At 68.4% G+C, this 24,882-nt stretch carries 22 protein-coding genes and 1 pseudogene; 12 read left to right on the top strand and 11 right to left on the bottom strand.

Translation table 11 applies throughout. From position 1 onward, the window contains the following. Nucleotides 1-730 precede the first annotated feature (730 nt). The 3 genes from ABEB09_RS34330 (at nt 731) to ABEB09_RS34320 (ending at nt 5,807) form a co-directional block, all read left to right on the top strand. Nucleotides 731-1,798, top strand: coding sequence for a hypothetical protein (locus tag ABEB09_RS34330; protein ID WP_345685886.1), 1,068 nt, complete (start codon nt 731-733; stop codon nt 1,796-1,798). 380 nt (nt 1,799-2,178) lie between these two features. Then, nucleotides 2,179-4,062: an ATP-dependent nuclease gene (locus ABEB09_RS34325; RefSeq protein ID WP_345685888.1), complete on the top strand. Its 1,884-nt coding sequence runs from the start codon at nt 2,179-2,181 to the stop codon at nt 4,060-4,062. Continuing rightward, nucleotides 4,059-5,807 (top strand): UvrD-helicase domain-containing protein, encoded by a 1,749-nt coding sequence (locus tag ABEB09_RS34320; RefSeq protein WP_345685890.1) that lies wholly within the window; start codon nt 4,059-4,061, stop codon nt 5,805-5,807. Before ABEB09_RS34325 ends, ABEB09_RS34320 begins: the two co-directional genes overlap by 4 nt. Nucleotides 5,808-6,740: 933 nt before the next feature. Here ABEB09_RS34320 and ABEB09_RS34315 read toward each other — a convergent pair. The 3 genes from ABEB09_RS34315 to ABEB09_RS34305 all read right to left on the bottom strand — a co-directional run bounded on the left by ABEB09_RS34315 (nt 6,741) and on the right by ABEB09_RS34305 (nt 7,979). Continuing rightward, nucleotides 6,741-6,923 (bottom strand): hypothetical protein, encoded by a 183-nt coding sequence (locus tag ABEB09_RS34315; protein WP_345685892.1) that lies wholly within the window; start codon nt 6,921-6,923, stop codon nt 6,741-6,743. A gap of 68 nt (nt 6,924-6,991) precedes the next feature. Then, the gene (locus ABEB09_RS34310; protein ID WP_380839741.1) at nt 6,992-7,354 is read right to left on the bottom strand and encodes a DUF6281 family protein; all 363 of its coding nucleotides are present in this window, start codon (nt 7,352-7,354) and stop codon (nt 6,992-6,994) included. Between the two features lie 55 nt (nt 7,355-7,409). After that, entirely contained in the window at nt 7,410-7,979 is a 570-nt protein-coding gene (locus ABEB09_RS34305) for a matrixin family metalloprotease (RefSeq protein WP_345685896.1), read from the bottom strand. Between the two features lie 1,233 nt (nt 7,980-9,212). On the opposite strand from ABEB09_RS34305, the gene ABEB09_RS34300 reads away from it, so the two are divergent. From ABEB09_RS34300 to ABEB09_RS34285, 4 genes are all read left to right on the top strand, one after another. Beyond that, the gene (locus ABEB09_RS34300) at nt 9,213-9,650 is read left to right on the top strand and encodes a hypothetical protein (protein WP_345685898.1); all 438 of its coding nucleotides are present in this window, start codon (nt 9,213-9,215) and stop codon (nt 9,648-9,650) included. A gap of 86 nt (nt 9,651-9,736) precedes the next feature. Continuing rightward, on the top strand, nt 9,737-10,999 hold the full coding sequence (locus ABEB09_RS34295; protein ID WP_345685900.1) for a DUF7224 domain-containing protein: 1,263 nt from the start codon (nt 9,737-9,739) through the stop codon (nt 10,997-10,999). After that, nucleotides 10,999-11,571, top strand: a complete 573-nt coding sequence (locus ABEB09_RS34290; protein WP_345685902.1) for a hypothetical protein — start codon at nt 10,999-11,001, stop codon at nt 11,569-11,571. The genes ABEB09_RS34295 and ABEB09_RS34290 overlap by 1 nt, the downstream gene beginning before the upstream one ends. Next, nucleotides 11,568-12,314, top strand: coding sequence for an ATP-binding cassette domain-containing protein (locus ABEB09_RS34285; protein ID WP_345685904.1), 747 nt, complete (start codon nt 11,568-11,570; stop codon nt 12,312-12,314). Before ABEB09_RS34290 ends, ABEB09_RS34285 begins: the two co-directional genes overlap by 4 nt. 249 nt (nt 12,315-12,563) lie before the next feature. Here ABEB09_RS34285 and ABEB09_RS34280 read toward each other — a convergent pair whose 3' ends face one another. Next, nucleotides 12,564-12,800, bottom strand: a complete 237-nt coding sequence (locus tag ABEB09_RS34280) for a hypothetical protein (RefSeq protein WP_345685906.1) — start codon at nt 12,798-12,800, stop codon at nt 12,564-12,566. Nucleotides 12,801-13,231: 431 nt separating this feature from the next. Then, on the bottom strand, nt 13,232-13,693 hold the full coding sequence (locus ABEB09_RS34275; RefSeq protein ID WP_345685908.1) for a hypothetical protein: 462 nt from the start codon (nt 13,691-13,693) through the stop codon (nt 13,232-13,234). A 1,157-nt stretch (nt 13,694-14,850) separates the two neighbouring features. On the opposite strand from ABEB09_RS34275, the gene ABEB09_RS34270 reads away from it, so the two are divergent. Continuing rightward, complete coding sequence (locus tag ABEB09_RS34270; protein ID WP_345685910.1) at nt 14,851-15,237, top strand: hypothetical protein; 387 nt, start codon at nt 14,851-14,853, stop codon at nt 15,235-15,237. 170 nt (nt 15,238-15,407) lie between these two features. After that, a complete protein-coding gene (locus ABEB09_RS34265) occupies nt 15,408-15,545 on the top strand; it encodes a hypothetical protein (protein ID WP_345685912.1) in 138 nt (45 codons plus the stop codon). 309 nt (nt 15,546-15,854) lie between these two features. Here the strand turns inward: ABEB09_RS34265 and ABEB09_RS34260 are convergent, their stop codons facing one another. Continuing rightward, the gene (locus ABEB09_RS34260; protein ID WP_345685914.1) at nt 15,855-16,196 is read right to left on the bottom strand and encodes a hypothetical protein; all 342 of its coding nucleotides are present in this window, start codon (nt 16,194-16,196) and stop codon (nt 15,855-15,857) included. 123 nt (nt 16,197-16,319) lie between these two features. Here ABEB09_RS34260 and ABEB09_RS34255 point away from each other — a divergent pair, with 123 nt between their 5' ends. Then, a complete protein-coding gene (locus ABEB09_RS34255) occupies nt 16,320-16,658 on the top strand; it encodes a GNAT family N-acetyltransferase (protein WP_345685916.1) in 339 nt (112 codons plus the stop codon). Between the two features lie 600 nt (nt 16,659-17,258). On the opposite strand, the gene ABEB09_RS34250 is transcribed toward ABEB09_RS34255, so the two are convergent. Beyond that, nucleotides 17,259-17,750 carry a hypothetical protein gene (locus ABEB09_RS34250; protein ID WP_345685918.1) on the bottom strand — a complete coding sequence of 164 codons (492 nt, stop codon included), beginning with the start codon at nt 17,748-17,750 and terminating at the stop codon, nt 17,259-17,261. A 538-nt stretch (nt 17,751-18,288) separates the two neighbouring features. On the opposite strand from ABEB09_RS34250, the gene tpg reads away from it, so the two are divergent. Continuing rightward, nucleotides 18,289-18,846 carry a telomere-protecting terminal protein Tpg gene (gene tpg / locus ABEB09_RS34245; RefSeq protein ID WP_345685920.1) on the top strand — a complete coding sequence of 186 codons (558 nt, stop codon included), beginning with the start codon at nt 18,289-18,291 and terminating at the stop codon, nt 18,844-18,846. A gap of 32 nt (nt 18,847-18,878) precedes the next feature. Here tpg and ABEB09_RS34240 read toward each other — a convergent pair whose 3' ends face one another. The 4 genes and pseudogenes from ABEB09_RS34240 to ABEB09_RS34225 form a co-directional block, all read right to left on the bottom strand. Next, the gene (locus ABEB09_RS34240) at nt 18,879-19,676 is read right to left on the bottom strand and encodes a hypothetical protein (RefSeq protein ID WP_345685922.1); all 798 of its coding nucleotides are present in this window, start codon (nt 19,674-19,676) and stop codon (nt 18,879-18,881) included. 327 nt (nt 19,677-20,003) lie between these two features. Continuing rightward, nucleotides 20,004-20,510, bottom strand: a complete 507-nt coding sequence (locus ABEB09_RS34235; protein WP_345685924.1) for an ATP-binding protein — start codon at nt 20,508-20,510, stop codon at nt 20,004-20,006. A 180-nt stretch (nt 20,511-20,690) separates the two neighbouring features. After that, a pseudogene (locus ABEB09_RS35080) lies at nt 20,691-22,305 on the bottom strand (transposase). 591 nt (nt 22,306-22,896) lie between these two features. After that, nucleotides 22,897-23,481: a GNAT family N-acetyltransferase gene (locus tag ABEB09_RS34225; protein ID WP_345693800.1), complete on the bottom strand. Its 585-nt coding sequence runs from the start codon at nt 23,479-23,481 to the stop codon at nt 22,897-22,899. An 841-nt stretch (nt 23,482-24,322) separates the two neighbouring features. Here ABEB09_RS34225 and ABEB09_RS34220 point away from each other — a divergent pair. Next, the gene (locus ABEB09_RS34220; RefSeq protein ID WP_345685928.1) at nt 24,323-24,817 is read left to right on the top strand and encodes a carboxymuconolactone decarboxylase family protein; all 495 of its coding nucleotides are present in this window, start codon (nt 24,323-24,325) and stop codon (nt 24,815-24,817) included. Nucleotides 24,818-24,882 lie beyond the last annotated feature (65 nt).

The following is a 24,882-nucleotide window of genomic DNA, read 5'->3' as shown; positions in this document are numbered from 1 at the left end:
CATCAGTGGTGGGGAAACCCGAACATCTCGGTGGCCTCTTCCCCGAACCTCACACGAGCAGTGCGGCGCGCGCACGCGTGCGGTATGGATGGAGGAAGTGCAGCAGCTGATGGCCGGCTGGGGCTGGAGGACGTGGACGGCTGGGGCGAGCTGGCGCAGCGGCTGGATCACCACCTTCAGCCCGCTGAGGCCCCGTGCGCCGAGGGTGCCGGTGGCATGGCCGGCGCCGTCGGCGGGTGCTGGCCGTGGGGCACAGCCGACTCGCCGAGTCGCCCGGCTCGTTGCGCGAGCACTCCTGCATGGATCCGTCAAACAGGCGTCACCCGTTCGAGTGATATCTACTTCGGTGCGCTGACCGCTGCGGGTGGGAGACGGCCAGGCTGGCGCCACGGGCTGGTTCGGGGCGCCGGCTCCGGCCGGGAGACGCGGGGGGAGGCTCCGGTTGAGTGAGGTAAAGGCGTGGCATCTCGACGGCGACGGCCGCTTGGTGTGTGCCGTTCTCACCCAGCACGCCCAGTACCTGCACGACCGGACCGGCGGCTACTTCCTCTACCTGTCCCAGCTTAGGCACCGAGGACATCGCCCTTGAGTACCTTCAGACCATCCCCATCGGCCGGGAAGAGATCCTGCCCGGACACTGACCACCCGTGCGCACCGGGCGGCACAGGCCACCACCGCGCCCGCGCCAGCACCGTTTCCGCCCGCATCCCTCTCGAGGATCGAACCCGCTATGAGCATGGACCGGACCGGCATCCAGGACGTGCATGCCCTGTGGCTGCAGACACTGGACTTCCTTCACTACAACGCGCCCCAGACGTGGACGGACATGCTGCAGCAGGAGGGAGTGACGTTCTTGATGCCGCCCGCCGTGGCGGCACTTGAGCGAGTGGAGGATCAGGCGGCCGCCCTGGCGAACGCGGAAAGGCGCCGGCTACGCAAAGCGGACTTGTTCTACATCACCCGGGACGCCGCCGCGAGCGTCGCCGGGCTGACAGGCATCCCGTGCATCGCCCAGATCGCCAGCATTGTGCCCTCACCATCCGGGCTGATGGTGTGGGAGGACCCGCCGGTGTGCGTCGAGAGGGGTGTTGTGCTGCGGGCCGTCTCCTGGGGGCCTGCCTATGATGGCGGCACCTGGTGGTCCTGGTGGACGGATACGGCAGCCGGTGTGCGCGCCGGCATCGCCGAGCCGACCATCCTTATGATCCACGGAGGGCTGACCTTCCACGAGGAAGTCTACGCCGAGCCCGACTTCTGGCCGTTGCAGGCCGATGACCCCGCTCTGCCGGAGCACCTGCAGTTCCGGGCCCTGCTGTTTACGTGGATGGCGATCTCCTGCGGACTGCTGGTGTACCGCGAAGCCGTGGCCCCCAGCCAGGACATCCGCGCACATCTGCGCCGCATGAGTGTGGAGTCCCGGGTGGTGCACCGTGTGATCCCCGCCAACAGCGGCGACCGGCCGGGGCTGGCGCAGATCCTGCGCCGCCAGCTTCAGCTGGACGGAACGGTCACCGAGGAGCGACCCTACCCGGGGTCCTTGCCAGCGCAGTTGGCGCCGTGGCACGTCTATGTGCCGGGTCTCGGGCACCGCCTGATCGTGGAGATCCCTATCCTTGAGCCCGGGCAGACCGCGGTTCCCACGCTGGGCGCCGGAAGGAGGGTCAGCAACCTCGCGTTCGCGCCGGTCAGGGCGGTGCTACGGCAGGGCTGGCAGTTCCACAACGGCTATGTGCAGTCCCCGCTGCTCTACGATCCAGAACTTGGGCTCCTCACCGATCCCGGCGATGACGAGTTCTGACCGCACAGGACACCCCACGGCGCCCCTGACCGCTGTCTCGGGCTGCCGGACCGGTCCCTTCCCCACAGACCATGCCCCAGGCTGCCGCAAGCGAGGGCGGTCATGCCGACGGGCATCACCAGGCTCGGCGCTGTTGCGGATGAACTTCGGGGACGACCACCTGCAACGCCCGGTGCTGTACGTGGCATCCCTCCTGGATGCCCGGTTGGCGGCTCACGTGGAGGAAGGCCCCGCGGCTGCCGGCACTCCTGTAGCGCAGGCCGTCATCTGCGCTGACCGCTCTGGTCCATGACGATTTCTGAACGCTGCGCCAGACAATGCCCACTATTATCCGGTGATCACCATTACTCAGAGTGGCGTGCCGGGGATGGGGGCGGGCGGTGTACGTGGCCGAGGTGCTTGTGGAGCGGTTCCGGTCGTGCGAGCGGGTACAGATCCCGCTGCGCCCGGAAGTGACGGTTCTTGTCGGGGAGAACAACGCGGGCAAGTCCAGCGTGATCGATGCGATTCGTCTACTCACGGACCCTCTGGACGGGCGCCGGGTGCGCTATTTCGAGGACGCCGACGTCCTCAAGCCCGCCGCCTCGCTGGGCGGCCCCAGTCTGCAGATGGACGTGGCCGATATCGGCCCGGAGCAGAGTGGCGCGTATCTTGAGGCGCTGCTGCGCGAGGGGCCTCCCGAGAGCCGTACGGCGCGGTGGCAGGTGTCCTGGACAGCTCCGCAAATGGGTGGGCGACGCGGCAGCACGGTCTGGGCGCAGGGCGCGGGCCTTCCCGTCACGGGCGAGCCTCCCGCGCGCGGTGGTGTGCGACATGTCTACCTGCCGGCGCTGCGCGATGCGGAACGGGAGCTGGCCTCGGCTGGCGGCGACCGAGTGCGGATGATCCTTCGCGGGCTGCTGGGGGACGACGAGCAGGTCGATGCCTTCGTGGAACGGATCGGCACCGAGCTGAAGAAGGTGGCCGCAGACCCGGACGTGTTCAGGGTCAACGAGAAGATCAACGAGCCGCTGCGGGACCTGACCGTCGGCGCGCATCCCCAGATGAGTGAACTGGCCCTGGCTGAACCAACGTTCGCGTCGATCGCCCGGTCGCTGCGCATGCTGTTGGGTGATGCCTCCGCGCAACCGTTTCCGCTGTCGGCCTCGGGGCTGGGCTACGCCAACACCCTGTTCATCGCCACGGTGATGGCGGAGCTGGACGCAGCCGCCGAGGCTGACCTGACCGTGCTGCTGGTCGAGGAGCCCGAGGCACACCTGCATCCGCAGCTGCAGACGCTGCTGCTGCGCTATCTGCAGCAGCGGGCACGGGCCTCGCGCCGCCGGCCGTCGGGTGACCCGTCCCAGCCTGCCGGGCATCTGCAAGTGGTGGTCACCACGCACTCCCCCATCCTGTCGGCTGCGGCCAGCGTAGAGGACCTGGTGGTCATGGCACGTTGCCCGAGCGAGCTGTCGGACGGCTGGCAAGCGCGGCCTCTTCCCATTCCCCGGCTGCAGTTGAGCCCGGACCGGGTGCGGCATCTGGACCGCTATCTGGACGCCACGAAGAGTGCCCTGCTCTTCGCATCGCGGGCAATCCTAGTGGAGGGCATTTCCGAGCTTCTGCTGTTGCCGGCTCTGGCCGAGCGGGTCCTCGCCGCCGACGAGGCCGCCGACGAGGCGGCGAAGCGGGAGGCGTTCGAGGCGGTGGAACGGTTCTTCGGCATCACCCGGGTGATCGTGGACGGTGTCGGGTTCCAGGTCTATCTGCAAGTGCTGCTGGCGCCCGTTGACGGCATCTGTCTGGGACGGCGCGTGGCGCTGATCACCGACACGGACGTGGCGCCCGGGGAACCGGAACCGGCACGGCTTCAGTCCCTGCGGGAGCTGCCGCGCCGCTGGGGTTCTCCCGGCGCGCTGCACGTGGCCGCGGCGCCTCGGACGCTGGAGCCGGCCCTGTGGTCGTCCGACAACATCATCGCCCTGCGAGCGGCATTCCTGGGCTGCGCGCCACGCTCCGCAAGCCGCTGGGAGCAGGTCATCCAAGCGGACGATCCCGCGCTGGCTTTCGGGGAGCTGTTCGTTCCGAAGACCAGCCGGACGGTTACTGGAGCGGATGGAGAGCTGGCGAAGGGGGCTCCCATCTCCAAGGGGGAGTTCGCGCAGGAACTCGCCGACGTATTGGCCGACCGGGCGGTGCCATTCACCGTGCCCACCTACCTCGCGAACGCCATCCGCTTCATCACCGCCTCTGACGCCAGCACCCCTGCGGTGGGCACACCATGACGACGCCGGAGCAGACGACCTTGGCGCGGGCGGCCGCCGAGGCGCAGCAGAAGGCCGCCATGGCCGTGACCGCGCCTGCCTACGTGTCTGCCTGCCCGGGCGCGGGCAAGACATATGTGATCACCAGCCGGCATCTGCAATCGCCCTGGCGACTACTACGGCAGGGCCGGGCCTTGATCTCGTTCACGCGGGTGGCGCGGGATCAGATGGCTCGCCGCTGCCGCCAGGCGGGCCGCGCCGACCTGGTCCAAGCGCCGCACTTCATCGGCACGCTCGACTCGTTCCTGTGGGAGTTCCTGGTCAAGCCTCGGCGAGCAGCCAATCCGGCGCCCCGCCTGCTGGAGTCGTGGGCGAGCATCAAGGCCCCGGTCGAGGGCATGGACCGGGAAATCTCCCTGCACCGCTTCCCCATGGCGGTGGACCCCTCGCAGAAAGAGGCGTGCGAGTCGGTTGCCTGGGACAAGCTCGACTACGACACCCGCCAGCTCATCGAGGCCAGCGCCTACAGCCGCAAGGCGTGGGAGGAGAAGATCTTCGAAACCCGCAAGTCGTGGTGTGACCAGGGCTACTTCACCGGGCACGAGGCGCGGTTCCTGGCCTTGTGGAACCTGCGCAACGCCAAGGCCGCCGCCGGGCTGGTGCCCCCGTTGCGCTCCCGGTTCTCAGAAGTCATCGTCGATGAGGCACAGGACTGTTCCGCCGCTGACCTGGCCATCCTTCAACTGCTGCACGCCGCCGGCCTTCCGCTGATCCTCGTCGGCGACCCGGACCAGGCCATCTACGCATGGCGCGGCGCCGAACCCCAGGCTCTGAGGTCCTTCTCCGCGCAGCTGTCTCCCACCCCGCACCAGCTGACCGGTAACTGGCGCAGCTCCCCCGTCATCTGCCGACTGGCGGCCACTCTGCGCACGGGGCAGCGACCGCCGGACACCTCGGTCGTGCGCGACGACGACATCCCTGTCCTGCTGCTTCCCACCCAATTCGCCAACTCCGGCAGCCGTCACCTGCACGCCCCGACCGGTGCCGGCATCGTTGACTTCTTCCGCACGCTCACCGAGGAGTACGCCGTCCCAGCCAAGGACTGCCTGGTGACCGCCTACAAGTACGCCACCTTGCCGGCCATCAGCCGGGAGAAGCCCAACACCAGCGCCATCACCAGCCTGGCCTGGGCCCACGCCGCCGCCCACAGCCCGGGCGCCTCCGGCGACGACCTCACCCGGGCCTGCGCGATCGCCGTGCGCGTCCTGTTCGGCTACTGGTATCCGGGCGAGACCGGCGGCCCCGACAGCATCATGGCCGCCCACCGCCTGTCGGCCGGCCAGGTCAACCGCACGGCCTTCGCGTTCCTGCACAGCCTGCCCCCGCCCCACAAAGAATGGGGTCCGCAAGTGTGGCAAGCCATGAAGGCCTGGCCTGCTCTGCCCGGGGCCGCTCCGCAGGGCGGCAAGGGCCGCCCTGCCGGAAAACCCACCGTGTCCCGTCCCCAGGCGGCCACCGACATGCGCACCAACATCATCCACCAACTCAAGGGCGATGAAGCAGACGGCGTCCTGCTGTTGCTGCCCGATGCCGGAAGCGTCCAGCGTTGGGCCACCTCGGACCCGGTCACCGACGAGGTGCTGCGCGTCTGGTACGTCGCCGTCACCCGTGCCCGCCGCCTGGCCGCCATCGCCGTGCCCGAGGAAGAGACCGACGCACTGGCCCAGCTGCTGACCGGCCGCCAGGTGCCGGTCCGCGTCGCATGACCTGTCGTGCTGTCTGTCCTCGCATGTGCGGGGACAGACAGTTCATGGCAGGGGGCGGCCGTCAGTCCTTCTACGGCTGCAGTCGTGCTCGCACGGGGAAGATCTCCTGCGCCTGCACGCCGTAGATGAGTGAGTCGAACCCTCCGCTCCACAGGCCAAACACCGGTACTGAGCCGATGCGTTGGGCTGTTTCGGTCCATTCGCTGGTCGACTCGGTGGGACGCTCGGCAGAGCCCAGGGTCAGGCTTTGCCCGTCTCCACGGACAGGGCGTACACCCCACTGTGACGCGGTCGTCGTTGGGCCGGCCCAGCAGCAGACCGTGCAGGATCACCGCCGCATGATCGGCGGTGACGGGGCGGCGCGGGTTCCCCGACCAGGACATGGCGTCGTGGAACGTGAGCCAGGACGGGTCGGTGCGCACCGCGTCCTCCCCGTGCAGAACAACCCGATGCAGGAAGCCGATCTCACACGGACCGTGGCGGACCAGCACACCGGCTGGCGCAGCGAGAGCGGGGCCAGCGAGGCGTCAGTACCGCGGAGTCGTCGGCGGTGCGGAAGGCTGCGGACGCCGGCGCAACGCTCCACGTCATGAGCCTTCAGACCTCGCGTCAAACCGGGAAGGCATACCGCGACCGAATGGTGGCGCGTCAGCTGCGCGCCGCAGGAAGCCCAAGCCACGGCGCACCGCACCACCCTCGCCCACAACAGCGACAGCGCCCCGGCAGACCTATGGTGGTACATCGCGCTGCTCCACCTCGGCCACGCCCGCACCCTGTGGAAGGACCACATCGGCCACACACTCCCCCAGTGACCACCGCGCGCACGCCCCCTTGCCGGCCACCAAGCGCGGGGAGAACGGGCTTGGTCGCCGACAATGATCCCGCGGGCGCCGCCTTGCAGCCCCCCGGTCGCCGAGCAGACGGTGGAGCGGCTCAGGCGTCCGCGGCAGCCAGAGCGGCACGCCCCTCGGCAGTGGGCTCGGCCTGGTCGCCGCGGCTGCCGTCCGTCGGCACCACCACGCCGACTAGGCCCTGCTTCCACAAGCTGAGCGAGACGCCGCACCAGGCCATCTGCCGCTCGGTCCACGCCGCATGGAAGGGAGGATTCTCATCCATACCGGCTCAGCCGGGGGACGATGGAAGAGTGAACTCCACCGCCGAACATACACATCGGATAGGGCAACCTACTTGGACCGCACGAGGTCCTGGAGTTCTTTCGGTACCTCGGGACCCGAGTAAACAGCGTGGAGCGCGGCACTTGAGGGAGAATCTCCTACTGCAATCGCCACCTCAGGAGAAATACCCTTAACGGCATAGGCAGGCCGCTTTATGCTGGTTTCGGCCGTCTCGGTGCCGGTGTCGTGGCAGGAGGCCTGCGTCGCGAAGCCGAGGGCTGTCGTCACTGTGAAGTCGATGTTCGCGACGTCCCGGTAGGTGCGCCCCTGATACTCAAACTGGGACACGCACGCCCCCGCGGTGCGGCCACTGCTATTGGAGGTGGCGACATCCGTATCACCAGAGCCGCAGGCGCTTGATGTGACGAGCACACCCGTCGCCAGAACAGTTACGGTCCACCCAGTACGCCAGCCCATCCGTTGCCCCCTAGTAGATCGCTTCGAGGGTCAGGTAGTCCCCTCGCCCGAGCGTCCTATCACTAGTGTCACATGCGTTGATGGACGGCGACATGGTGAGATCCGGGTGCGCTGCCGAGACGTGATCCATTCCGAACACATGGCCTGCCTCGTGCGTTCCGACTGCCCGAATGTCGTAGAGATTGACGCAGCTGGAGGATGGGCTGTTAGTGAAGTTGTTGTCGGTCGTGTTGTAGCGGACGTCAGCCTCGACCAGCTCGCGCAGGTTGGACGTTGTTCCGTCGACGGTCCAGGAGCAGGTGACAGCGAGGTGCCCGGCTGCCAGGTCGCCTGCATCCCAGGTGTTCTGCTCGTCCCGAGGTGTGCACTGGCTGGAGGCGTTGATGTCCGCCTCATAGGTGGAGGTGCCGGCGTAGCTGGACTTGGCGTCGACCGTGTCGGAGATACCACAGTCGTTGTAGGTCTTGGTGATGTTGTCGATCGCGTCCGCGAAAGCGGCGTAAGCCTGGGCCTGCGTCAGTCCGCCCGGCATCCCTCCGTCTCCCACGTACCACGTGTAGGTATGAATCTCTTCGTGCATGGTCGGCGGCCGCGTCGTGTCAGAGCACGCTGACAGAGCTTGGACACTCGCGGACTCACCCGATTCCGCCGAGTGAGTCTGGTAACTGATCACCCCATCCTGCGCAACGGACACGGACAGACCCGCAGCTTCGCCCCCATCGGCTCTGAGCGCGTCAACTCGCACAGTCTCACCCCGCGCCGGCACGGCTACACCCACGGTGCCGTTCACGACGACACGGCCCGTCAGATCGCAGCCCTTGGACCGGGCGCCAGTGGGGAGCTGATCGACAGTCAGCACGCCTTTGGCAGCAAAGCCCGTGCAAGCGTCAGGTGTGGACGCCGCATGAGCGGAGCCAGTGGACACGCCGGCACATAAGAGTGCGAGAACCGTGACGGTGCGACCTGAGAATGCCAGTAAACTAAGCACAACCCCCCCGAATCGAGCGTTAGTTCGTACGTGACTGGGTGCGGCAGATCCTACACACGCATCGAACACTCACGCGGATGGTTTTTGAGGTTCCAGTGCTTGACGGGGGCTGACCATCGGCGCAGCACCTGGGCGACGGTGCTCGGCGGTCCGGTCCGCGCATACCGCAGGGCGCATACTCGACCGGGCGGGCGGGACGTGGGCCTCCCGGACGGTATCGATCAGGTCGGGGACCCGGCCCCCCGGCGGGCCAAATCAGGGTGCGGACGCCGCCGGATAACACCTGGAGTGGTAACACCGACGCCAAGCGGCCGGAACTGCACGTGCCAGTTCCGTATCGCGCCCGGGGAAACCGGCGGTGTCGAGACTGAGGAAGTGCATTGCATCTGAGGCAGTTCCCACAACCGCCCGCAGGGAGCTGGGAAACTCTCCGTCGAGAGCATCCCGGAACAAGCCATTCCCGTTTCCGGCATGATGGCGAACAGCAATGCCGAAGCCGCCGGTTGCCGAGGGGCTATGCCCGGCCTGGGCTCCGCGATATCGATGCGCTTGGTTTCAGCCGTTAAGCCTGGCTAATTGCACAGCGGCAGCAGCCCCCGCCTACAGTCTGGGTCGCTCGTGGACGCAATGGCGTGCACGAGCGAGATGGGCACCATGGGGTCGGAGGGCAGGCGGGCGTGTGACCGCCGTTGGCTGGTCCAGCGGACGAGAGGGAAGTTCCAGACCCTCTTCGCAGGCGCGTCGCCGGCCACGAGTTCTGGGACCAGCAGGGCCATCTCTGTCAACCCCTCAGAAGTGAGAAATTCCCTTATGGAGGTTGAGCGCGTGCGAATACGACGCACGGGAATCATCAGTGCCGCCACAGCAGCGGTCACACTGCTGTCCGTATCGGCGGCCACAGCGGAGGACTTCCTGTGGTCCGGCTACTGGCGTGAAGCCACGGCCGGAATGGAGTCCCGCAGATGGAGTGACGAGCAGTACTCACAGGTGCTGTACAGGAACTGCAGCGGGCCCCGAAGCTCGTCCGGCAGCAAACCGTACAACACGGATATACAGATGCACCGGGACATCTCAGCCTGGCCGGACGCCGACTACGACAACAAGACGTTCTCCGAGTGCTTCAAGGGCTACATGCACCAAAGCAACGGTGAATGGCACGACCTGCCGAAGGGCCAGTACTACTTCAGCGTCGAGGCCGTCAGGGGCGGCGTCGGGAAGCTGGACGTCGAGGTCGTCATGGTCGACAACACCTCCGCCGACTGAGGCGATTGAGCACCAACCGGTAGCCGCCTCCAGCACCATGAGAGGGAGGCGGCTGCCGTCTCGTTCACCGCACCGACGGGAAGACCGTGAAGATCACCGTACTGTTCCGTACTTCGCCCGCCGTGTGGGCCGCTCCCGTCGCCCTCGCGCTGCCGCTGCTGTACTACCTCGGTCCCGGCCGGCCCCCGGCCGACAACTTCGGCTACGCGCCTGAGATCACGTCGTACCCCCTGCGCTTCGCCTACCCCTTCGCCTACGCCGTCACCTCCGCGCTCGCCGCCTGGGTGTCCGCGAGCCTGCGGCAGGCCGGTGTATGGGACATGAACCACGCCCGCTCCCGCTACCGCATCGCCGCCCAAGCACTGCTCCCGGTCGTCACACTGGCCTGGACGATGCTGATCCTTCCTCCGCTGACCGCACTCACGGTGGAGGGCACGTGGCCAACGTGGGACAGCGTCTCTCCCCTGGTCGTCGGAATGATCGTGTGCGTGGAGCACGCGGTGATCGGATTCGCCGTCGGGCGGTGGGTGCCGAAAGTGATCGCCGCGCCGGTCCTCGCGGTAGTGACCTGGGTGGCAGTGGCATTCACCGTCACCGTGGACGCTCCCTGGGTACGGCACGTGTCGGGTGCGTTCCCCGAACAGTTGATGTTCGGCGAGGCACCCGCGTGGGGGGCGCTGTGGCCACATGTCGCGTTCACCGGCAGCATCGCTGCCGCGCTGATGGTGGCGTGGCTGCCGGTGCGACGCCGGGCGGTGGCTGCGGCCGCCGCCCTGGCCGTTGCCGCCGCGGGGGTCACCAGCACGTGCAAGGCGGTGAAGAACTATGACTACACCCCACCGCTCAAGACCTATGCGGTCACCATGGAGTGCGGACACACGGGAGGGACGGCCGTGTGCATGCCGGAGCAGACAGCGGGCGCTTTGCCCCAGGCTGTGAAGGCCACCCAAAAAGTCCTGGCCGACTTCGCCGCGGCCGGTGTCCCCCTGCGGCCCAAGACCGTCATCGATACGCTTCCCGAAGGTCGCTTCGCCACCCCGTCGACGGCCTCGACCTGGCGCGTTCCCTTGACCGCTGCCACCGACCGCGACGACGCCGCGTTCGCCGTCGCCGTCGCCGCGACAGGCATGAACTGTCCTAGTCCAGACCCTCTTCTGCGCCGCGTGGTCATCGCGTGGGCCGCTCACGTCACCGGCACGACCCCGTCCTGGCAACGGCTGCGCGCGAGCATCGACCGTCAAGGCTCGCCGGGGGACGTCGACGGCATGTTGCGCAGCGTGCTGAGCCGACCAGCCAAGGAGCAGGCCGACTGGTTCACCACCACCTCCAGGAAGGCGTGCACGGTCTGATGCGATGGTGGCTCAAGACCCGCCGAACCTTCACGGTGCTCACCGCTCTGGTCATGGTGTCGATGGGGCTGGCGGTGTGGATCGGGGAGCAATCCGTCATGCTCCCGTCGTTCTTCTCCAACAGCCAGCGGGCCGTACTGACCGTGTTCCTGCCGATCCCCGCCGTGGCAGCGCTGTCCCTGTCCCTGGACTCGCGGCTGGCCGCTTTCGAGATGGCTGCCGTCCGCTTCATCCCAGGGCGTGACGTGCTGCTCGTCCTGGCCGCCGTCGCCGGCTGTCTGGTCAGTGCCGGGATCTTCTGGTCACCCACAGGCATGTCGGTGGCCCGCAACATCGCCTTCCTGACCGGCCTGATGCTTCTGGCCCGGCCGTGGGCACGGCAGGCGGCCGTAATGATCCCCCTCATCTGGATCGCGCTGGTCGTGTTCTTCTCCCACCGTCCCTATCCCGACCCGGACCCGTGGACCGTCCTGCCAGAACCCGCTACCGCGGTCCATGCCGCCATCGCCGCTGCGGTCGTCCTCATCGCCGGCCTCACCCTTCTTTCTCGCACCCGCCAGGAACCGTCATGACGATCCGCTTCGACAACGTGACCTACGCCTACCGGCGCTGGAACCGACCGATACTCACCGACTTCACCTACTCCCTCCCCGCCGGGCTGACCGTGCTCCTGGGCCCCAACGGCGCCGGGAAGTCCACCCTGCTGAAACTCGCCGCAGGCACCGTCCGCCCCGCACACGGAACAATCACACTCGACGACGTACCCTCGACCGCTCGCTCATACCGGCATGCCGTCGGATGGCTGCCGCAGCACGTACAGCCAATGCCGCAACTGACCGCCCGCGAGTACGTCGCCTACACAGGCTGGCTCAAGGGCATGGCCACCTCCACAGCACACGAGAAGGCCGCAACCGCGCTCGAGCGGGTCGACCTCACCGAGCAAGCCGAGGTGAAGACCCACCGGCTCTCCGGCGGACAACTCAGGCGTCTGGGCGTCGCGGCCACGCTCGTCCACGACACCCAAGTCCTGTTGCTCGACGAACCGACCGCAGGACTGGACCCACAGCAGCGCCGGACATTTCGCAACGTGCTGGCCTCCCTGACTGACCAGGTGAGGATCCTGATGTCCACTCACGACACCCAGGACCTCGCCGAGGAAGCCGACCACGTCACCGTCCTGCGAGCGGGCCGAATCCTTCACACCGGCACGTCCAAGGAGTTCCTGGCCCACACCCCAGCGAGCGTCGCACCCGGCCGCGCCGCCGAAGCCGCCTACACGGCAATCCTCAACCGCGACGGCAACGCAAGCGGGTGATGCTGCCCGTCATGGCTCCGGCAGGCCCGATGCGGGCAGGCAGGTCTCTACCCGGGAGCTTGCATGGTCACCGATCCACTCGTAGTCGTCATCCGTGTCCCATCCGGGATTGCGGCGCCGTCGCTGAGGGAGGCGTCTCACGTCGTCGGCGTTAAGATCATCCATGGACGCTCATGGTGCCCAGCGACCATCGCGCTGACCAACATGACGTCCCGTTGTGGCTGGGTTCATGCCACCTGGTGCAGCGGTTCAGGTAGTCATGAGGCGGTGGTAGTCCTCGACCTGCTGCGCCAGGTCGGCTTCGGGGATGGACGTGAAAGCGCTCATCTGGGCGTAGGACAGGCCACTTCTGCGTCCGACCAGCGCGAGGTCCCACAGGGCCTGGTTGATCCGGGCCCTGGCGGTGCCGAGGGAGAGCATCCCGAGCTCGACAGCCTCGGTCGCCCGCATCGTCCCCTCGATCTGCAGCTCGGCCAGGTGGCGCACCGCACCGGTGATGGTCGGTGAGGAACTCGGGGCGTGTCGGATGGGACAGTGCCTGCCCAGGTCCGCTCGTGGGGCTGGGGTGGGCCGGCGTCGGCGTGCTTCGAGCGGCGGTGGGTGATGTACTCCCACACCCACCGGCAGGAGGCCCTGTTCTCGTATAGCTACGGCGACGGGACATGTAGCGCTGGGTAACGCTCGGGGCCGCGTTCGCTGTGAAGGCCAGTGGCGCAGCGGTTGGTGGTGGCGGCCCCGGTCTTCCATCTCTGGCCCACGGTGCAAGGTCGCGGCGGCGGAAGTTCACGTTCGCCTGTCCGGTCGCTGCTGGGTGGAGGCGTCGCAACAGGGCGTCGTCGTCGCGATTCCACGGCGGGCCTATCGGGCCGGCGGCTGGTACTGGCCCTCAATGCCCATGCCGCGCATCAGGTCTTGCATCAGCAGCTCGAACATGGGTTCCTGATCAGAGAAAAGGGGGGCAAGTGCCCGAAGACCTCCAGCGCGATCTGGCCGTAGAGCGACCGCCAGCAGCTCAGCATCACCACCAACGCGCCGGGAGGAAGGTCCACGCCGGTGTCTGCCCTGTAGTCCAGCATCTGCTGCCGCAGCCGCGGATCCATCCCATCCTCGTCGAGGATGGGGAACGGGCGCTCCGTCCACAGCTCCACGGCGCGCAGCAGGGGGCGGGCGCTGGGCGGGACGGCGTACATGTGCCGGGGCCCGGGCGGTTCGCCAATGTTGATCCGCGAGTCGCGATCGATGGCCACCGTGGTCTGGGCCTCGTCGACGGATCCGATCTGGGTCATCGACAGCAGCGACTTGTCGGTGCCGGCGAATAGCAGCGCCGCGATGGCAGCGGCGCACAGCGGGTTGGGCAGGCGCAGAGTGATCGTGTGCACGACGCGCGGCGTGAGGGGCACGGTGGTGATGCCCGGCCCCGCGCGCGGTGAGGTCGTCGGGCACGTTGAGCAGCAGCGAGCGGGACAGGAAGCCGGCCTGGGCACCGCGCACGCGCGCCACCGTGTGCCGCGGGCTGGACTTGAGACGGTCAGCCGGGCCAGGAGCAGCCGCAGAGCCTCCATCTCTTGCAGGCTGAAAGGGGTAGCCGCGGCCGGGTCGGCGGCAGGTTCGATGCCGTCAACGGCGGATGGTTGGGGTGACAGGGTGCGGGCCAGCCAGGTGCGGGCGGCGGCGTAGCCGACGCGGTACTGGCCATCGGTATGGCCGAAGTGAGCGTTCCGGCTTCTCCGGGCTGCCGGTCTTCTCAGCGCTCGCTAGCCAGTCCCACACCGTCCTGATGTGCACGTTCAACGCTTCGGAGACCAGCTGCACATGCGCCGTTGTCAGCTTCCCCGCCCTGCACAGCCCCAACAGTTGAGCCACCGCGGCAGGCCGCAACTCATCCCGATGCCGCCCCAGGCCGTCGTCCATGGCCTCCAAGGCGTCGCCTCCCGCCGTCACCGGAGCCGACAACCGCGCAGAGAACGAACCGGCAACAGAGCAGTGATCACAGTGTCAGCCTCCGGTCGTTCAACATCCGCCCCACGCAGAGCAGTTCATGCAACGCCCGTGGCAGGCGCGACGGATGAGACGTTAAAGCCGACACCACCACAAGAGCCCCGTCGATCACCTGAGCGAGTGACAGAGACCCCGTTCCGCCTCCGCCCTGCACCCTCATGCGCTACAGAGACCACCTCAAAGGAGGTTCGACGAACACTGCACTGGCCGATTCGGGATCACACCACCACTGATTCGGGAAAACACCACCAAGATCAACCATCTGAAACGTCAACTGACCAGGACAAACACGAGCCAGCATCAGTGGTGGGGAAACCCGAACATCTCGGTGGTCTCTTCCCCGAACCTCACAGTCCTGACGCACCAGAGCACGCTCCGGAGTCCCTACGGCTTCAACTGGTCCTCGGACTACAAGCGTCCAGAGCCTCGTGAGGGCGGTCTCCTCTTGGCGGAACCTCCTCGCCGTGGGTTGCTGGTCGAATCGGATGGGACGGTCACGGCGGCCGCAGCCGCGACCACGGACATGCTCGGCTGGGCGATGGAGCGAAACTCCAGCAGCGAGGGACGCCGGATCAGCGTGTTCGTACTGACCGAGATCACCCTGGAGTACTTCCGGCTGGTCGACCAGCACGTCCTTCCGCTGGTCGACGGCACGTGGACGCACCGAATCGTCGCCTCGGAGTTCACCCGCCCGCCCGCGCGCACCCTGGCCCCCGGTGACGACCCCACCTTCCCGCTCTTGGGCTCACCCCAGCCGGCCACAAGTAACGACTGGAACCACAGCTGGAAGGCCCTGGGGGACCCCGAGCGCGACGCCTACGAAGCCCTGCGACACATCTACGCGCTCTTCGGCCTCGACATCACCGCCAACCCGTTCCTCGACACGGACCGCGTAAGCACAGCCAAACTGCTGGAGAAGAAGTAGCAGACCCAGCGAGCACGCCCCGGATCCCGACCGGGGCGCGCTGCCCTCCCGGCTCCTCCCGCTCCTTGAAGACCCGCTCTGGGATGTCTACGCGGAGCAACCGATGGTCCAGAGGTCACCGGGGCTGCGAACAAAGGCCCGGCGCGGGCCTCCTGGGCGCGGTAGAGGGCGTGGCCGTCGGGGTTGTCGAGTGCGGCCGTCAGCGTCTGCTCCCCGGGGCGCACCCCGAGGTCGACTGGGCGCAGCTGCGTACGGTCGGCAAGGGCCGGCGCTCTCCCCTCGCCGGGCTCCAGACACAGTCGGCCTGAGCTCCGCGGTCGGACCCTGATGGACGACGCCTCTTCCACTCCGCGATCGCGGGGGAAGGGGGGCGTCGTCCCGGCAGCCCATCAGAAGCTGCGCTGTGCGGGAGGGGCTCCTACCTTGGCGGTGGGACGGCGTACAGGACCACCGCCCCTTGCTGGTCGACGCTGGCCCCTCTCCCCCCTCCCGAGGGGCCTGGCGCTCTCGCTGTTGGCCCGTGGTGGTGCCCGGCTTCACGAGGGGCCGGGCACCACCACGGAGCCGATCGGTATCCCGCTCACAGCCTGGCGTCTGGGATGGCAAGCCAACCGTGCCTAGATTGCACGAAGCTCGGAGCTGATCCCCATGCCGTCGAGGTCGCTCACGAGCCTCCAGTAAACGTCGCTCTCGTAGAAGCTCGCTGCATCGCCGTTCCCCTCAGCGGGGTCGATCTTGTCCATCTCGGGGACGTCGTAGGCCACCGTGTAACCGGCCTCCGCGTCGTTCCACTGGACCCGGACCACCATGTCCGCTGTGCCGATGTCGTAATTGTCGTTCCCGTAGTTCTTAGCGATGTACTCGAACGGGTACGTGAACGTATAGCTTTCGTCCTTCTTGATCGACCGCAGGTAGTCCAGCTCGTTCTCGAAGCCATAGTTGTTCGACTCACTCCACATGGAAGGAGCGTAATGCTCTGCACCTCTGCCAGAGTCGACACCATGGGCCAGCAGGCAAAGCGCTCGTAGACCTCGGCGCCCGTAAACGGTGCCTCCGCGCCGCGGTCCTGGAACACTTGGGTCATGCCGCTCATCCGTGACATCGTCCAAGCCGATTACTCGGTGGTGGAGGAGCTGCTGTACTCGAATCATCTGGGAGACGGCAGGTTCTACGACCCCGAGGGCCTGGACGTCGTCGTGGCCGAGCTCCACGGGTCTGTCGTCGGGGTCGCCGAGTTCCAGCTCCACTGCGACTTCGGGCACGACGAAGGCCGGGAGGCGCATCCCGGCGAGCAGACGTTCATCTCGACGATGGCCGTCGCCCTTACCGGTCGTCGCGGCGGGGTCGGCCGGGCACTTCTCACCGAGATCGCCCGCCGGGCGCAGAAAGCCGGCGACACGTTCCTGGCCCTGGTGCCGTAGGACGGCGCCGACGCGGCTGACCGGCAGGCGTTCTTCCAGGCGTGCGGGTTCACGCTCTACGGCCCCGCCGGACCGGGCGCGGCATGGGGCTGCCCGGTCTCGGAGATGCTCGCTGTGAAGGGCGCGGCTGACGCCGCAGGTGAGTAGCCCGTCGCCGGCCTCATCGTCGACTCCTCCCGCCAGATCGCCTTGAGCGGGGTACGCGACGACGCCTCATGGGGCGTCCATGAGACCGAACTTCCCGCGCGCCTGTGGACTGTCCCCTCCCCTGACTCCCCCGCCCACGCCGAATGGCACGACCAATGGGAACGCCACGTCCTCACCCGCCAGCCCTGACCTCACCCCACACAGGGCCCTGGTGTTCCCATCCATGAAGACCGCATCGCCGCCGGCTCGCACACTCGCGCCCCGCGTGCCACCGACAGTGGCGCGCGGGGCGCTGCACGTTCCCTGGCGACCGGGACGCGGCCCTGTCCAGCCCTGCTGCCGGCCGGTGGCCAGCAGAGGCTACTGCGCGTCGATGCAGGGCCCTTGGGCGCGGAAGCGCGCGCGGGTTTCGGGCCAGGGCGTCGCGCTGTCGTGGCCGGAGCAGCCGACGCCTCAGCACAGGGGGCGGGAGCCGGGCGCCGGCCTTCCGTTGTGCAGCGCCACCCGCCCGTACGCCTCGTAGCGCTCGCGGCCGTCCTCACCATCCACGAGTTCGTTCGCGAGCTCCTGCTTGGTCCAGCGTGCGAGGTTCTCGCCCGGGGCGTAGCGCCACCTCCTGAGGAGCATGGGAATGATCTCCGCCTTGGAGTGGTCGTCCATCAGAGCGTTCCGCCGCTGGAGGAGCTCATGCCGGAGCTCGCGCTCGGCCTCGGAGATCGGAGTGGTCGCCCTGCGGATGTCCGCGGGGTCCGTGTCCGGTTCGAAGATCATGACGCAGTGGTCGTGCGGCACGGGGACGGCGATTTTGCCCGGGAACCTGGCCTGCGTCTCGGCGGCTTCCCGTACCCAATTGAGGGCTTCGTGGTAGCCGAGGCCTGTGCCCTGCTCGCGTGCGGTGCGCTGGAGTTCGCGGGCGCGCTGCTGCTCGGTGGTGCGTTTGGTCATGGACGGGTCCTCTCGGCACCGGGGCTTCGCCCCCACACGGCAACCCCGGATCGATGGATCGTCAAGGTGTTCCTCAAGCGGTCCGTTGATCCCGGAAGACCTTCCACCAGTGTTCCGGGCAGTGTGGGTGTCCGGGTGCGGTGTGGGCGTCGGCGAAGCCCGGGGCGTCAGCCCTGCGAGCAGGATACTGGCTAGGCCGTCGGCCCCTTCGTCGACGACGGCGAGGCTCTGGCGTTGTCTGCGTACGGGTCGTGGACGAGGCACAGCCGAAGGGGCACGCCAGGTCTCCTCCCGACGGAGCTCTCCCGTCTCGCCCTGGGGCTCGGTACCAGAAGGACAGCACTGGGATGCCGGTGGCGTCTGTCGTGACCTGCTCCTTCGGCCTATCGCTGATGCTCACCCGGGGGCTCGTAGTCTGCGTCAGCCAGCGCTGTCTGGAGTTTGCAGAAACTGGCAGGCAGGGGCAGACGACGTGGGAGAACTGACGCAACGGACTGCATGTGTCGGCCCTGGCGGCTGGCCGCTTCGAGAGGCGGGCATGGGACAGATCGAGCAGGGTTTGGAGCGCGCGTTGCGCACCCGACCCGTTCCCTCAAGCACCGGGGCCCGCCTGCGTTTTCTGCTCGCAGCGCACCGGGGTTCCACCCGGCAGGTGGCCGCCGTGCTGGGCGTCTCGCAGCGCACTGTGCAGCGGTGGGTGACGGGGAAGCCGGGAGCGCGTCGTCCTCCGGGGCCGACGCAGGTTCGGGCGATCGAGGAAGCGGTCCTGGCTCGGTGGCAGCCCCGGGTGCGGGCCCGTCGGCGTGCCCAGGCCGAGGCGGAGGGGTTCGTCTTCCATACCAGGGCGCGGTTCGGGTTTGCTGCTTCGGCAGGTTCCTCGGACGATCCGCGGGTGCGGTGGATCACCCAGGATCTGCCGGGCGAGGTGGCTCGGGAGCTGTTCGCCGCTCGGGATGCCGGCGCGGGCGAGCAGCAGCAGACAGTGATCCTGGCCCGTGCGTTGGGGCACGCCTACTTTCGCGAATGGGGCCGCCGGGCCCACGGTCTGAACATCGCTTTCAGCGACGTCGAGTTCGCCGACTTCTCGATCGGCTGAGCCTGGCCCGTCGCATCACCAGGTCAGGGTGTTCAGCGTCGTGAGGGCCTGACACGACTGGTCGGCACCGCTTCGTACCGCTCGGCTTCCTGCCGCTCGCGCCAGTCCCACTCCACACGGCCGATCGGTGCTTTGCGGCGGGCTGCGGACGGCTGGGGCGGGCGCAGTCTGGCCGCCTCCGCCACGTGCAGCAGGAGCCCGCGGTCACCTGGCGCGGCGAGCAGTTCCTGGTCCTCGCCGGAGACGAGCCGGGTGAAGCAGGCCGCGGCCCGCAGGAACACGCCGGCCCAGGGTGGTACGGGATAGGCGGCGCAGCCGTCGGTGTAGCGGGCACGGTCGTGCAGGGCGAGCGTGGCCGCGGCAGTGTCGTAGTCGTGGGGACGTGCGGTGGCGAGTTGCTGGAGGGATGCGCCGGTGAACAGCGCGGCGGCGACGGCCGCGGCCAGGCGGGGATGTGCGGTCGCCACGTGCAGCCGGTGGGCGACCTGCTGGGTGGTGGGCGCGGTGAGAGGCACGGGCGGTGGGCGGTGTCGCCAGGCAATCTGGGGCGGCGTGCACGGGATAGAGCAGAGGCGGGGGCTGTCGTAGGAGACGAGGCGGTCCAGTGCGGGCAGGGTGAGCCACCGGCCGGCCGTCCCGGCGGGCTCGTCTGCGAGTGGGAGTTCGGTGACCGGTGTGCCGGAGTAGTGGCGGCGGGCAGCCTCGAAGTCGGCGGTGACGGAGTAGTCAGCCGTCCGCAGGGCCTGGTGCAGAGCGGCGGGCAGGTGCGGGCGGTGACAGACCAGGGTCAGGTGGATACCGGTGAGGGTCTGTAGCTGGAGGAGGCGCATCGTGCGACGAGTGGTGAGGCGGTGGGCGCGCAGGACGGTCAGCCGGGTGACAGGAAGGGCAGTGGTCCAGGCCGTGGCGGCTTCCCAGGCGGGTTGACGACCGCGTGGGAAGCGGCCTGGAAACAGGGGTGGCTTGCCTAGGGCGGCGAGAAGGTCGTGGGCGAGGCCGGTTTCACTGGTGGTGCCCGGGCCGGGGTGCAGGGTGATCCGGCCGGACGGCAGGTGGTGGGCGGCCAGGGCGGTGCGGTGTGGAGCACGTCGTCATGGCGGTCGATGACCACGGTGACAGGTGACGGTGGCGCTGCGAGCGGCATGGCGGTGTGGTGGTCAGGCGAGGCGACTGAAGGCCCAGCGCAGCAACTCTTGGTCGACGCGGGGGCGGCCGGTGCGGGTCAGGGCGGTGCGGGTGTGGGCGGTCAGCTGCGCCCAGGCACGGAAGTTGCCGTGCGCGGCGTGGCTGTCGGCGAAGGTGATGTCCTCGGGATCGGCATCGGCCCAGATCGGGTGGAACAGCGGGATGACGTCGAGGACCTCGCTGGGGGTGAGGCGGGTGAACTGCTGCCAGAGGAAGATCCGGGAGGACAGCATCGGTTCGCGGCGCAGCACGGTGTGGCAGCCCTCGCCGCCGAAGAAAATGATCGCGAGCTGGGTGGAGGGCTCGTCCCACAGGTAGCGGAAGTACTCGAAGGCCTCCCCGTTGAGCCACTGGGCCTCGTCGACGAGGAAGGTGCGGGGGCGCTCGGCCAGGGCGGTCTTCAGCAGACGGTCGAATTCGCTGGGGTGGCGCGGCGGCTCGCCGGCTAGGTCGAGCGCGGTGAACAGCTCGTAGCGCACCGCTCGGGCGGTGGGACGGGCACGGAAGGTGATCTTGCGGACGGAAGCCGGCGCCGCCGTGGATACACATCATCGCGCGGGCGGCGACCGTATCGCCGATGTTCTCACGCGCGGTGAGCAGGGCGCGGGTGGTGACCACGGAGGCGTCGGGCAGGTCGACGTACTGATAGGTCGCCGCGGTCACGAGGGGTCTCCGTCTTCGTCGGGGGTGGAAGGTGCGCCCCGCCCGGCCGGGCCGTCCGGGACTACAGGGGCGGAGTCACGGCTGGACGGGAGCGGGGCGGGCTGGCCCGCCGTGGTCAGCGCAGCCAGGGAAGCAGGGGTGCGCCAGTCGGCCGGGGGTGCGGCGGGCGGGATGACGTCCGGCAGCGCAAGCTGCGACAGGCTGGTGCCGGCACTCCGGGCGAGTTCGGCGTCGGCCTGTGCACCGGTCAGTGCGCCGAGCCGCTGTGGGGCTTCGGCCTGGGTGGCGGCGGCGTAGCGCTCGCGCTGGGAAGCTTCGAGGTCCTTCTTCAGGCGGCGGGCACGGGCCGCCCGCGTCTTCCGTACGGCGCTGACCTGTTCCTCGGTGGCCTGGTCGGCCAAGTCCGCGGGACCCAGGTAGCGGCCGGTGGCGGCGTGGTAGACCTCGATGCGGTGGTCGTGGTGGGGCATGAAGCGCACTCGGACCTGGATCCCGGCCAGCCCGGTCATCCACGGCCCCACATAGTCGCGCCTCCTGAAGCGGATGCCGCGGGTCGTCAGCGTGCGGGTCCCGGCGTCCTCCATGGTGAACCTCCACAGATCCGCCGCGGCCACGTCCTGCAGCGGGGTGGGATCGCCCTGCCACGCCTCAAGCGGAGTCCTGCCCCGCAACGGCGCGGGACGGTGTTCGGTGTTCCACCAGACGGTCCAATCCAGCAGCTGGGCGGTGAAGTCCTCAAAGCTGAGCAGCACTTCGTCTTTCGGGCGGGAGGCACGTTTGCCGGGGCGCGGCTGACGGGCGTAGCCGGGCAGTGCGGCCAGGAACATGCCTTCTACCGCCCGGTTGAGGCCCTCGACGGTGCCCTTGAGGTGGGGGGTGTAGGCGGGCAGGTCCTCCACCGTCACGTCCAGGAGATCGAACGCAGCGGTCACCGTCCGTGACAGGAAGTCCTTTGCCGCGGTCGACACGCACTTTCTCGGGCAGGCCGCCGAACGGGCCGTAGGGCTCCTCGCGCAGGACCGCAGAGCGCAGCGCGGCCAGCACCGACTCCCGCGACGGATGCACCGGCGTCACCGCGACACCGGTGACCGCGTTCGTCGCGCAGTCGGTGAACCACTTAATCCACGGCCTGCGGGCCCTGCCGTCGACCTCGACCAGCACCGGCGCCTGGACGTGATCGGTCTCCCACACCTGATTGCGCCAGCCCCGCGGCCGGGCCAGAAACACATCATGCTTGCGCGCCGCCCCCTCGCCACCGGCGAGCCCGGCCCGCTCCCCCGGCGACAGATCACGACGGATCGCCCGGTGCAGAGTCGCAATCGACGGAGGCGGATCCCCCTCGCCCCTGTCCGCACGAGCAGTCAGCTCACGATGCACCGCCGCGACGTTCCCCCTCCACAACCCCAGCAGAGCCCGGACCTCATCAGTAACCGTGAACCGCCCGGGATACGCAGCCCGCTCCCCCGGCGCCCGGGCCGCAGCCTCGTCCCCCTCGGCGGCAGCCAGCCACCGCCACACCGCACGCTCCCGCACCCCCAACACGTCCGCCGCCGACCTCACCCGCGTGGTGGTGAGCTTCCCCTCCCGCCGCAGGGCCAGCAGACGGCGCACCACAGGCCCCCGCAACGCCCGAACCGACACAGCCGGCAAAGCCCCACCCGAACCACCACCCGCCCCTTCCAGGTCCGGGTCCTGCTCTGTCTGATCCACACCCCCGAGCACACCAACACCCACCGGCCAGCGGATCAGAACTCACGAAACTGAGACAGCATCACCCTCACGCGATAACGCCCGAAGACAGCAATGCCTCACAGATCTCTCACCTCCAGGACAGTGACCTCACAGCCCTGGAACCGCCACCGACCAGCAACAACAGACCCAAACCCCACTGTCTCCCACCCCGCTGTGCCGAAACCGAGAGATCGCAGCAGCGCCCGACCGCGTGCGCTGCATGGGAGCCGCCGCGACCGCAGGCCAGTGGCCGGCCTGCCACCACGAGCACCGAGACATGCACGGCCATGGCCCGGCCGGCGCGCTGCGCTATCACCGCCCGCATCGCCCGCCAGCGGGGGTGTGGCTGTAGGGAAGCTTTGAGATCGTCTGTTGCTCGCGGTGAGAACGCCGGTTCCACAGCCGCCTCGGACGCCTCACCCGTCAAGGCTTCCTCACGCAGCCCGGGCGCGGCCTCCACCAGAAACAGACTTAACGCCGCTCTTCGCTGGCTGGAATCGGCACAACCGACGGCCGCCACTCCCGCCTGATCAACCCGAACACCCACGAGTCGGAAACCTCGCCGTTCACGATGCAGTCCTCCCGCAACGTCCCTTCACGCACGAATCCGATCTTCTCCAGGACCCGGGCAGATGCCACGTTGCGCGTATCGGTCTCGGCCTGCACACGATTCAGGTCCAATGTGTCGAACGCCCATCGCAGCAAGGCGTGTACGGCCTCCGTCGCGTAGCCGTGCCCCCACATCGCATCGCCGAGGACGTAGCCCAACGACGCACTGCGGTAGTCCGGGTTCCATCCGGTCAGACCGCACCAGCCGACGAAGGCCCCGTCACAGGCACGGTCGATGGCCACCCGCGCCCCGGTGCCTTCGTCCGCCATCTGCCGGCACATCGTGATGAACCGCTCGGCGCGGGCCGGTTCGCTCCACGGCGGAGAGTCCCAGTAGCGCAGCACGTAGGCGCTGCTGTGCAGCGCGAAGAGGGGCTCCGCGTCGGCGTCGGTGAAGGGGCGCAGTCGCAGGCGAGCGGTGTGCAGTATGGGGGTGGCCAACGTCATGTGCGCCATCTTGTGTCCTCAAGGGGCCGGCGGGACACCGAATATCCGATCCGCCTCCGGCTCTCATGACCAAGGCACCGCCTACCAGCAGAGCGCGCATGCCTTCAACCAGCACCCCGACCAAGCACTCAGGGTCTGTGGATCGCCACGGGCGCGCCATCTGTGCGAACGGCACGACCACTCGGCCTGCCCACCGATGGCCCAGACAGAACGTCACCCGCAGCCGCCTCGGACGCCGAGGCTTCCTCGGCAGCTGAAGATGTCACCGTCGTAGTGGCGCAGCGAACCGTAGCTTCTTGGGCCGGAGCTGCATGACGAGTTCGGCCCCTGGGGCTGACGGTCATCGGGCCTGGTCTCCGTTGGCCTACGCTCCGGTGTAAGCACTGTTCGCCTTGGCGGGTGCGAGCGGGGCCGGAGGCTGCCGTAGTCGACCAGCGAGTATTCCCCCTCCTACGACGGTGGTGGTCGTGCCGCACCAGCCCGGCCACCGGTACCTCGTCGACCCGGCCGGCACAAGCAAGCCCGGGGACGGCGGGGTCTGGTTCGCCGCCGGCGACGCCGGCCCGGCGGGGCGCACTCGCCCGCCGAGCCGAAGCCGTGACCCACCACAACCCGCCCGAACCGCTGCTGCAACGGCGTCCGCGTCGACGCAGCCCTCTCCCCCACCCACTCCCCGAGGGCGGCTGTCATGGACCAGCCCCCGGTCCCTCCTTGCCCTCAGGCCGGGCGTCGGCGGCGCCCTCGAAGATTTTTCTTCCAGCCTCCGGTCACACATCCGTGCGCCCATCCGTCAGAGCTGTGAAGACGCCAACAACCGATACGCATACGAAGGAAACCCGCCATGACGACCACCAACACCTCGATCTCCCGCATGTCCAACCCCGGCGAGTACGTGCCGGAACTGGCCGACGTCAGCGCCGCGCTCTTCCGCGCCACCGGCAACCACTCCGTACCCCGTACCACGATCAACCTGATCCACCTGCGCGCCGGGCAGATCGTCCACAACACCTACCTGACCATCCTCAACACCAGCTTCCTGCGCAAGGCCGGCGAGACCGAGGAGCGCATCACAGCCGTCGCGTCCTGGCAGGACGCCCCCTACTTCACCCCCGCCGAACGCGCCGCTCTCGCCCTGGTCGAGGCCACCCTCCAGCCCGCCCAGCACGGCCGCGAACGCGTCACCGACGAGCTCTACGCCGAAGCCGCCAAGCATTACGACGCCAAGGCGCTGGCCACCCTCACCATCGCCATCGGACAGATCAACTTCTTCATCGCCCTCGCCCTCATCGGCAAGCCCCAGCCCGTCACCTCCCTCACCGACCAGCAGTGGGACTGACCGCACACCACCCGACGTACCCGCGCAGAAGGTTCGCTCTTCTCCGCGTGCCGGGACGGGTGGCG

It is taken from the genome of Streptomyces coeruleoprunus, assembly GCF_039542925.1.
Classification (GTDB): domain Bacteria; phylum Actinomycetota; class Actinomycetes; order Streptomycetales; family Streptomycetaceae; genus Streptomyces; species Streptomyces coeruleoprunus.
Note: the sequence above shows the minus strand (reverse complement) of the source record. Positions and strands in the feature narration are given on the sequence as shown.

Bases quoted from the DNA above. Each gene is read 5' to 3' on its own strand.
- ABEB09_RS34320 (WP_345685890.1), top strand. From the start codon at position 4,059: ATGACGACGCCGGAGCAGACGACCTTGGCGCGGGCGGCCGCCGAGGCG.
- ABEB09_RS34330 (WP_345685886.1), top strand. From the start codon at position 731: ATGAGCATGGACCGGACCGGCATCCAGGACGTGCATGCCCTGTGGCTG.
- ABEB09_RS34260 (WP_345685914.1), bottom strand. From the start codon at position 16,196: ATGTGGAGTGAGTCGAACAACTATGGCTTCGAGAACGAGCTGGACTAC.
- ABEB09_RS34290 (WP_345685902.1), top strand. From the start codon at position 10,999: ATGCGATGGTGGCTCAAGACCCGCCGAACCTTCACGGTGCTCACCGCT.
- ABEB09_RS34225 (WP_345693800.1), bottom strand. From the start codon at position 23,481: ATGACGTTGGCCACCCCCATACTGCACACCGCTCGCCTGCGACTGCGC.
- ABEB09_RS34305 (WP_345685896.1), bottom strand. From the start codon at position 7,979: ATGCACGAAGAGATTCATACCTACACGTGGTACGTGGGAGACGGAGGG.
- ABEB09_RS34240 (WP_345685922.1), bottom strand. From the start codon at position 19,676: ATGCGCCTCCTCCAGCTACAGACCCTCACCGGTATCCACCTGACCCTG.
- ABEB09_RS34250 (WP_345685918.1), bottom strand. From the start codon at position 17,750: ATGACCAAACGCACCACCGAGCAGCAGCGCGCCCGCGAACTCCAGCGC.
- tpg (WP_345685920.1), top strand. From the start codon at position 18,289: ATGGGACAGATCGAGCAGGGTTTGGAGCGCGCGTTGCGCACCCGACCC.
- ABEB09_RS34220 (WP_345685928.1), top strand. From the start codon at position 24,323: ATGACGACCACCAACACCTCGATCTCCCGCATGTCCAACCCCGGCGAG.
- ABEB09_RS34285 (WP_345685904.1), top strand. From the start codon at position 11,568: ATGACGATCCGCTTCGACAACGTGACCTACGCCTACCGGCGCTGGAAC.
- ABEB09_RS34270 (WP_345685910.1), top strand. From the start codon at position 14,851: ATGGAGCGAAACTCCAGCAGCGAGGGACGCCGGATCAGCGTGTTCGTA.
- ABEB09_RS34255 (WP_345685916.1), top strand. From the start codon at position 16,320: ATGCCGCTCATCCGTGACATCGTCCAAGCCGATTACTCGGTGGTGGAG.
- ABEB09_RS34315 (WP_345685892.1), bottom strand. From the start codon at position 6,923: ATGGATGAGAATCCTCCCTTCCATGCGGCGTGGACCGAGCGGCAGATG.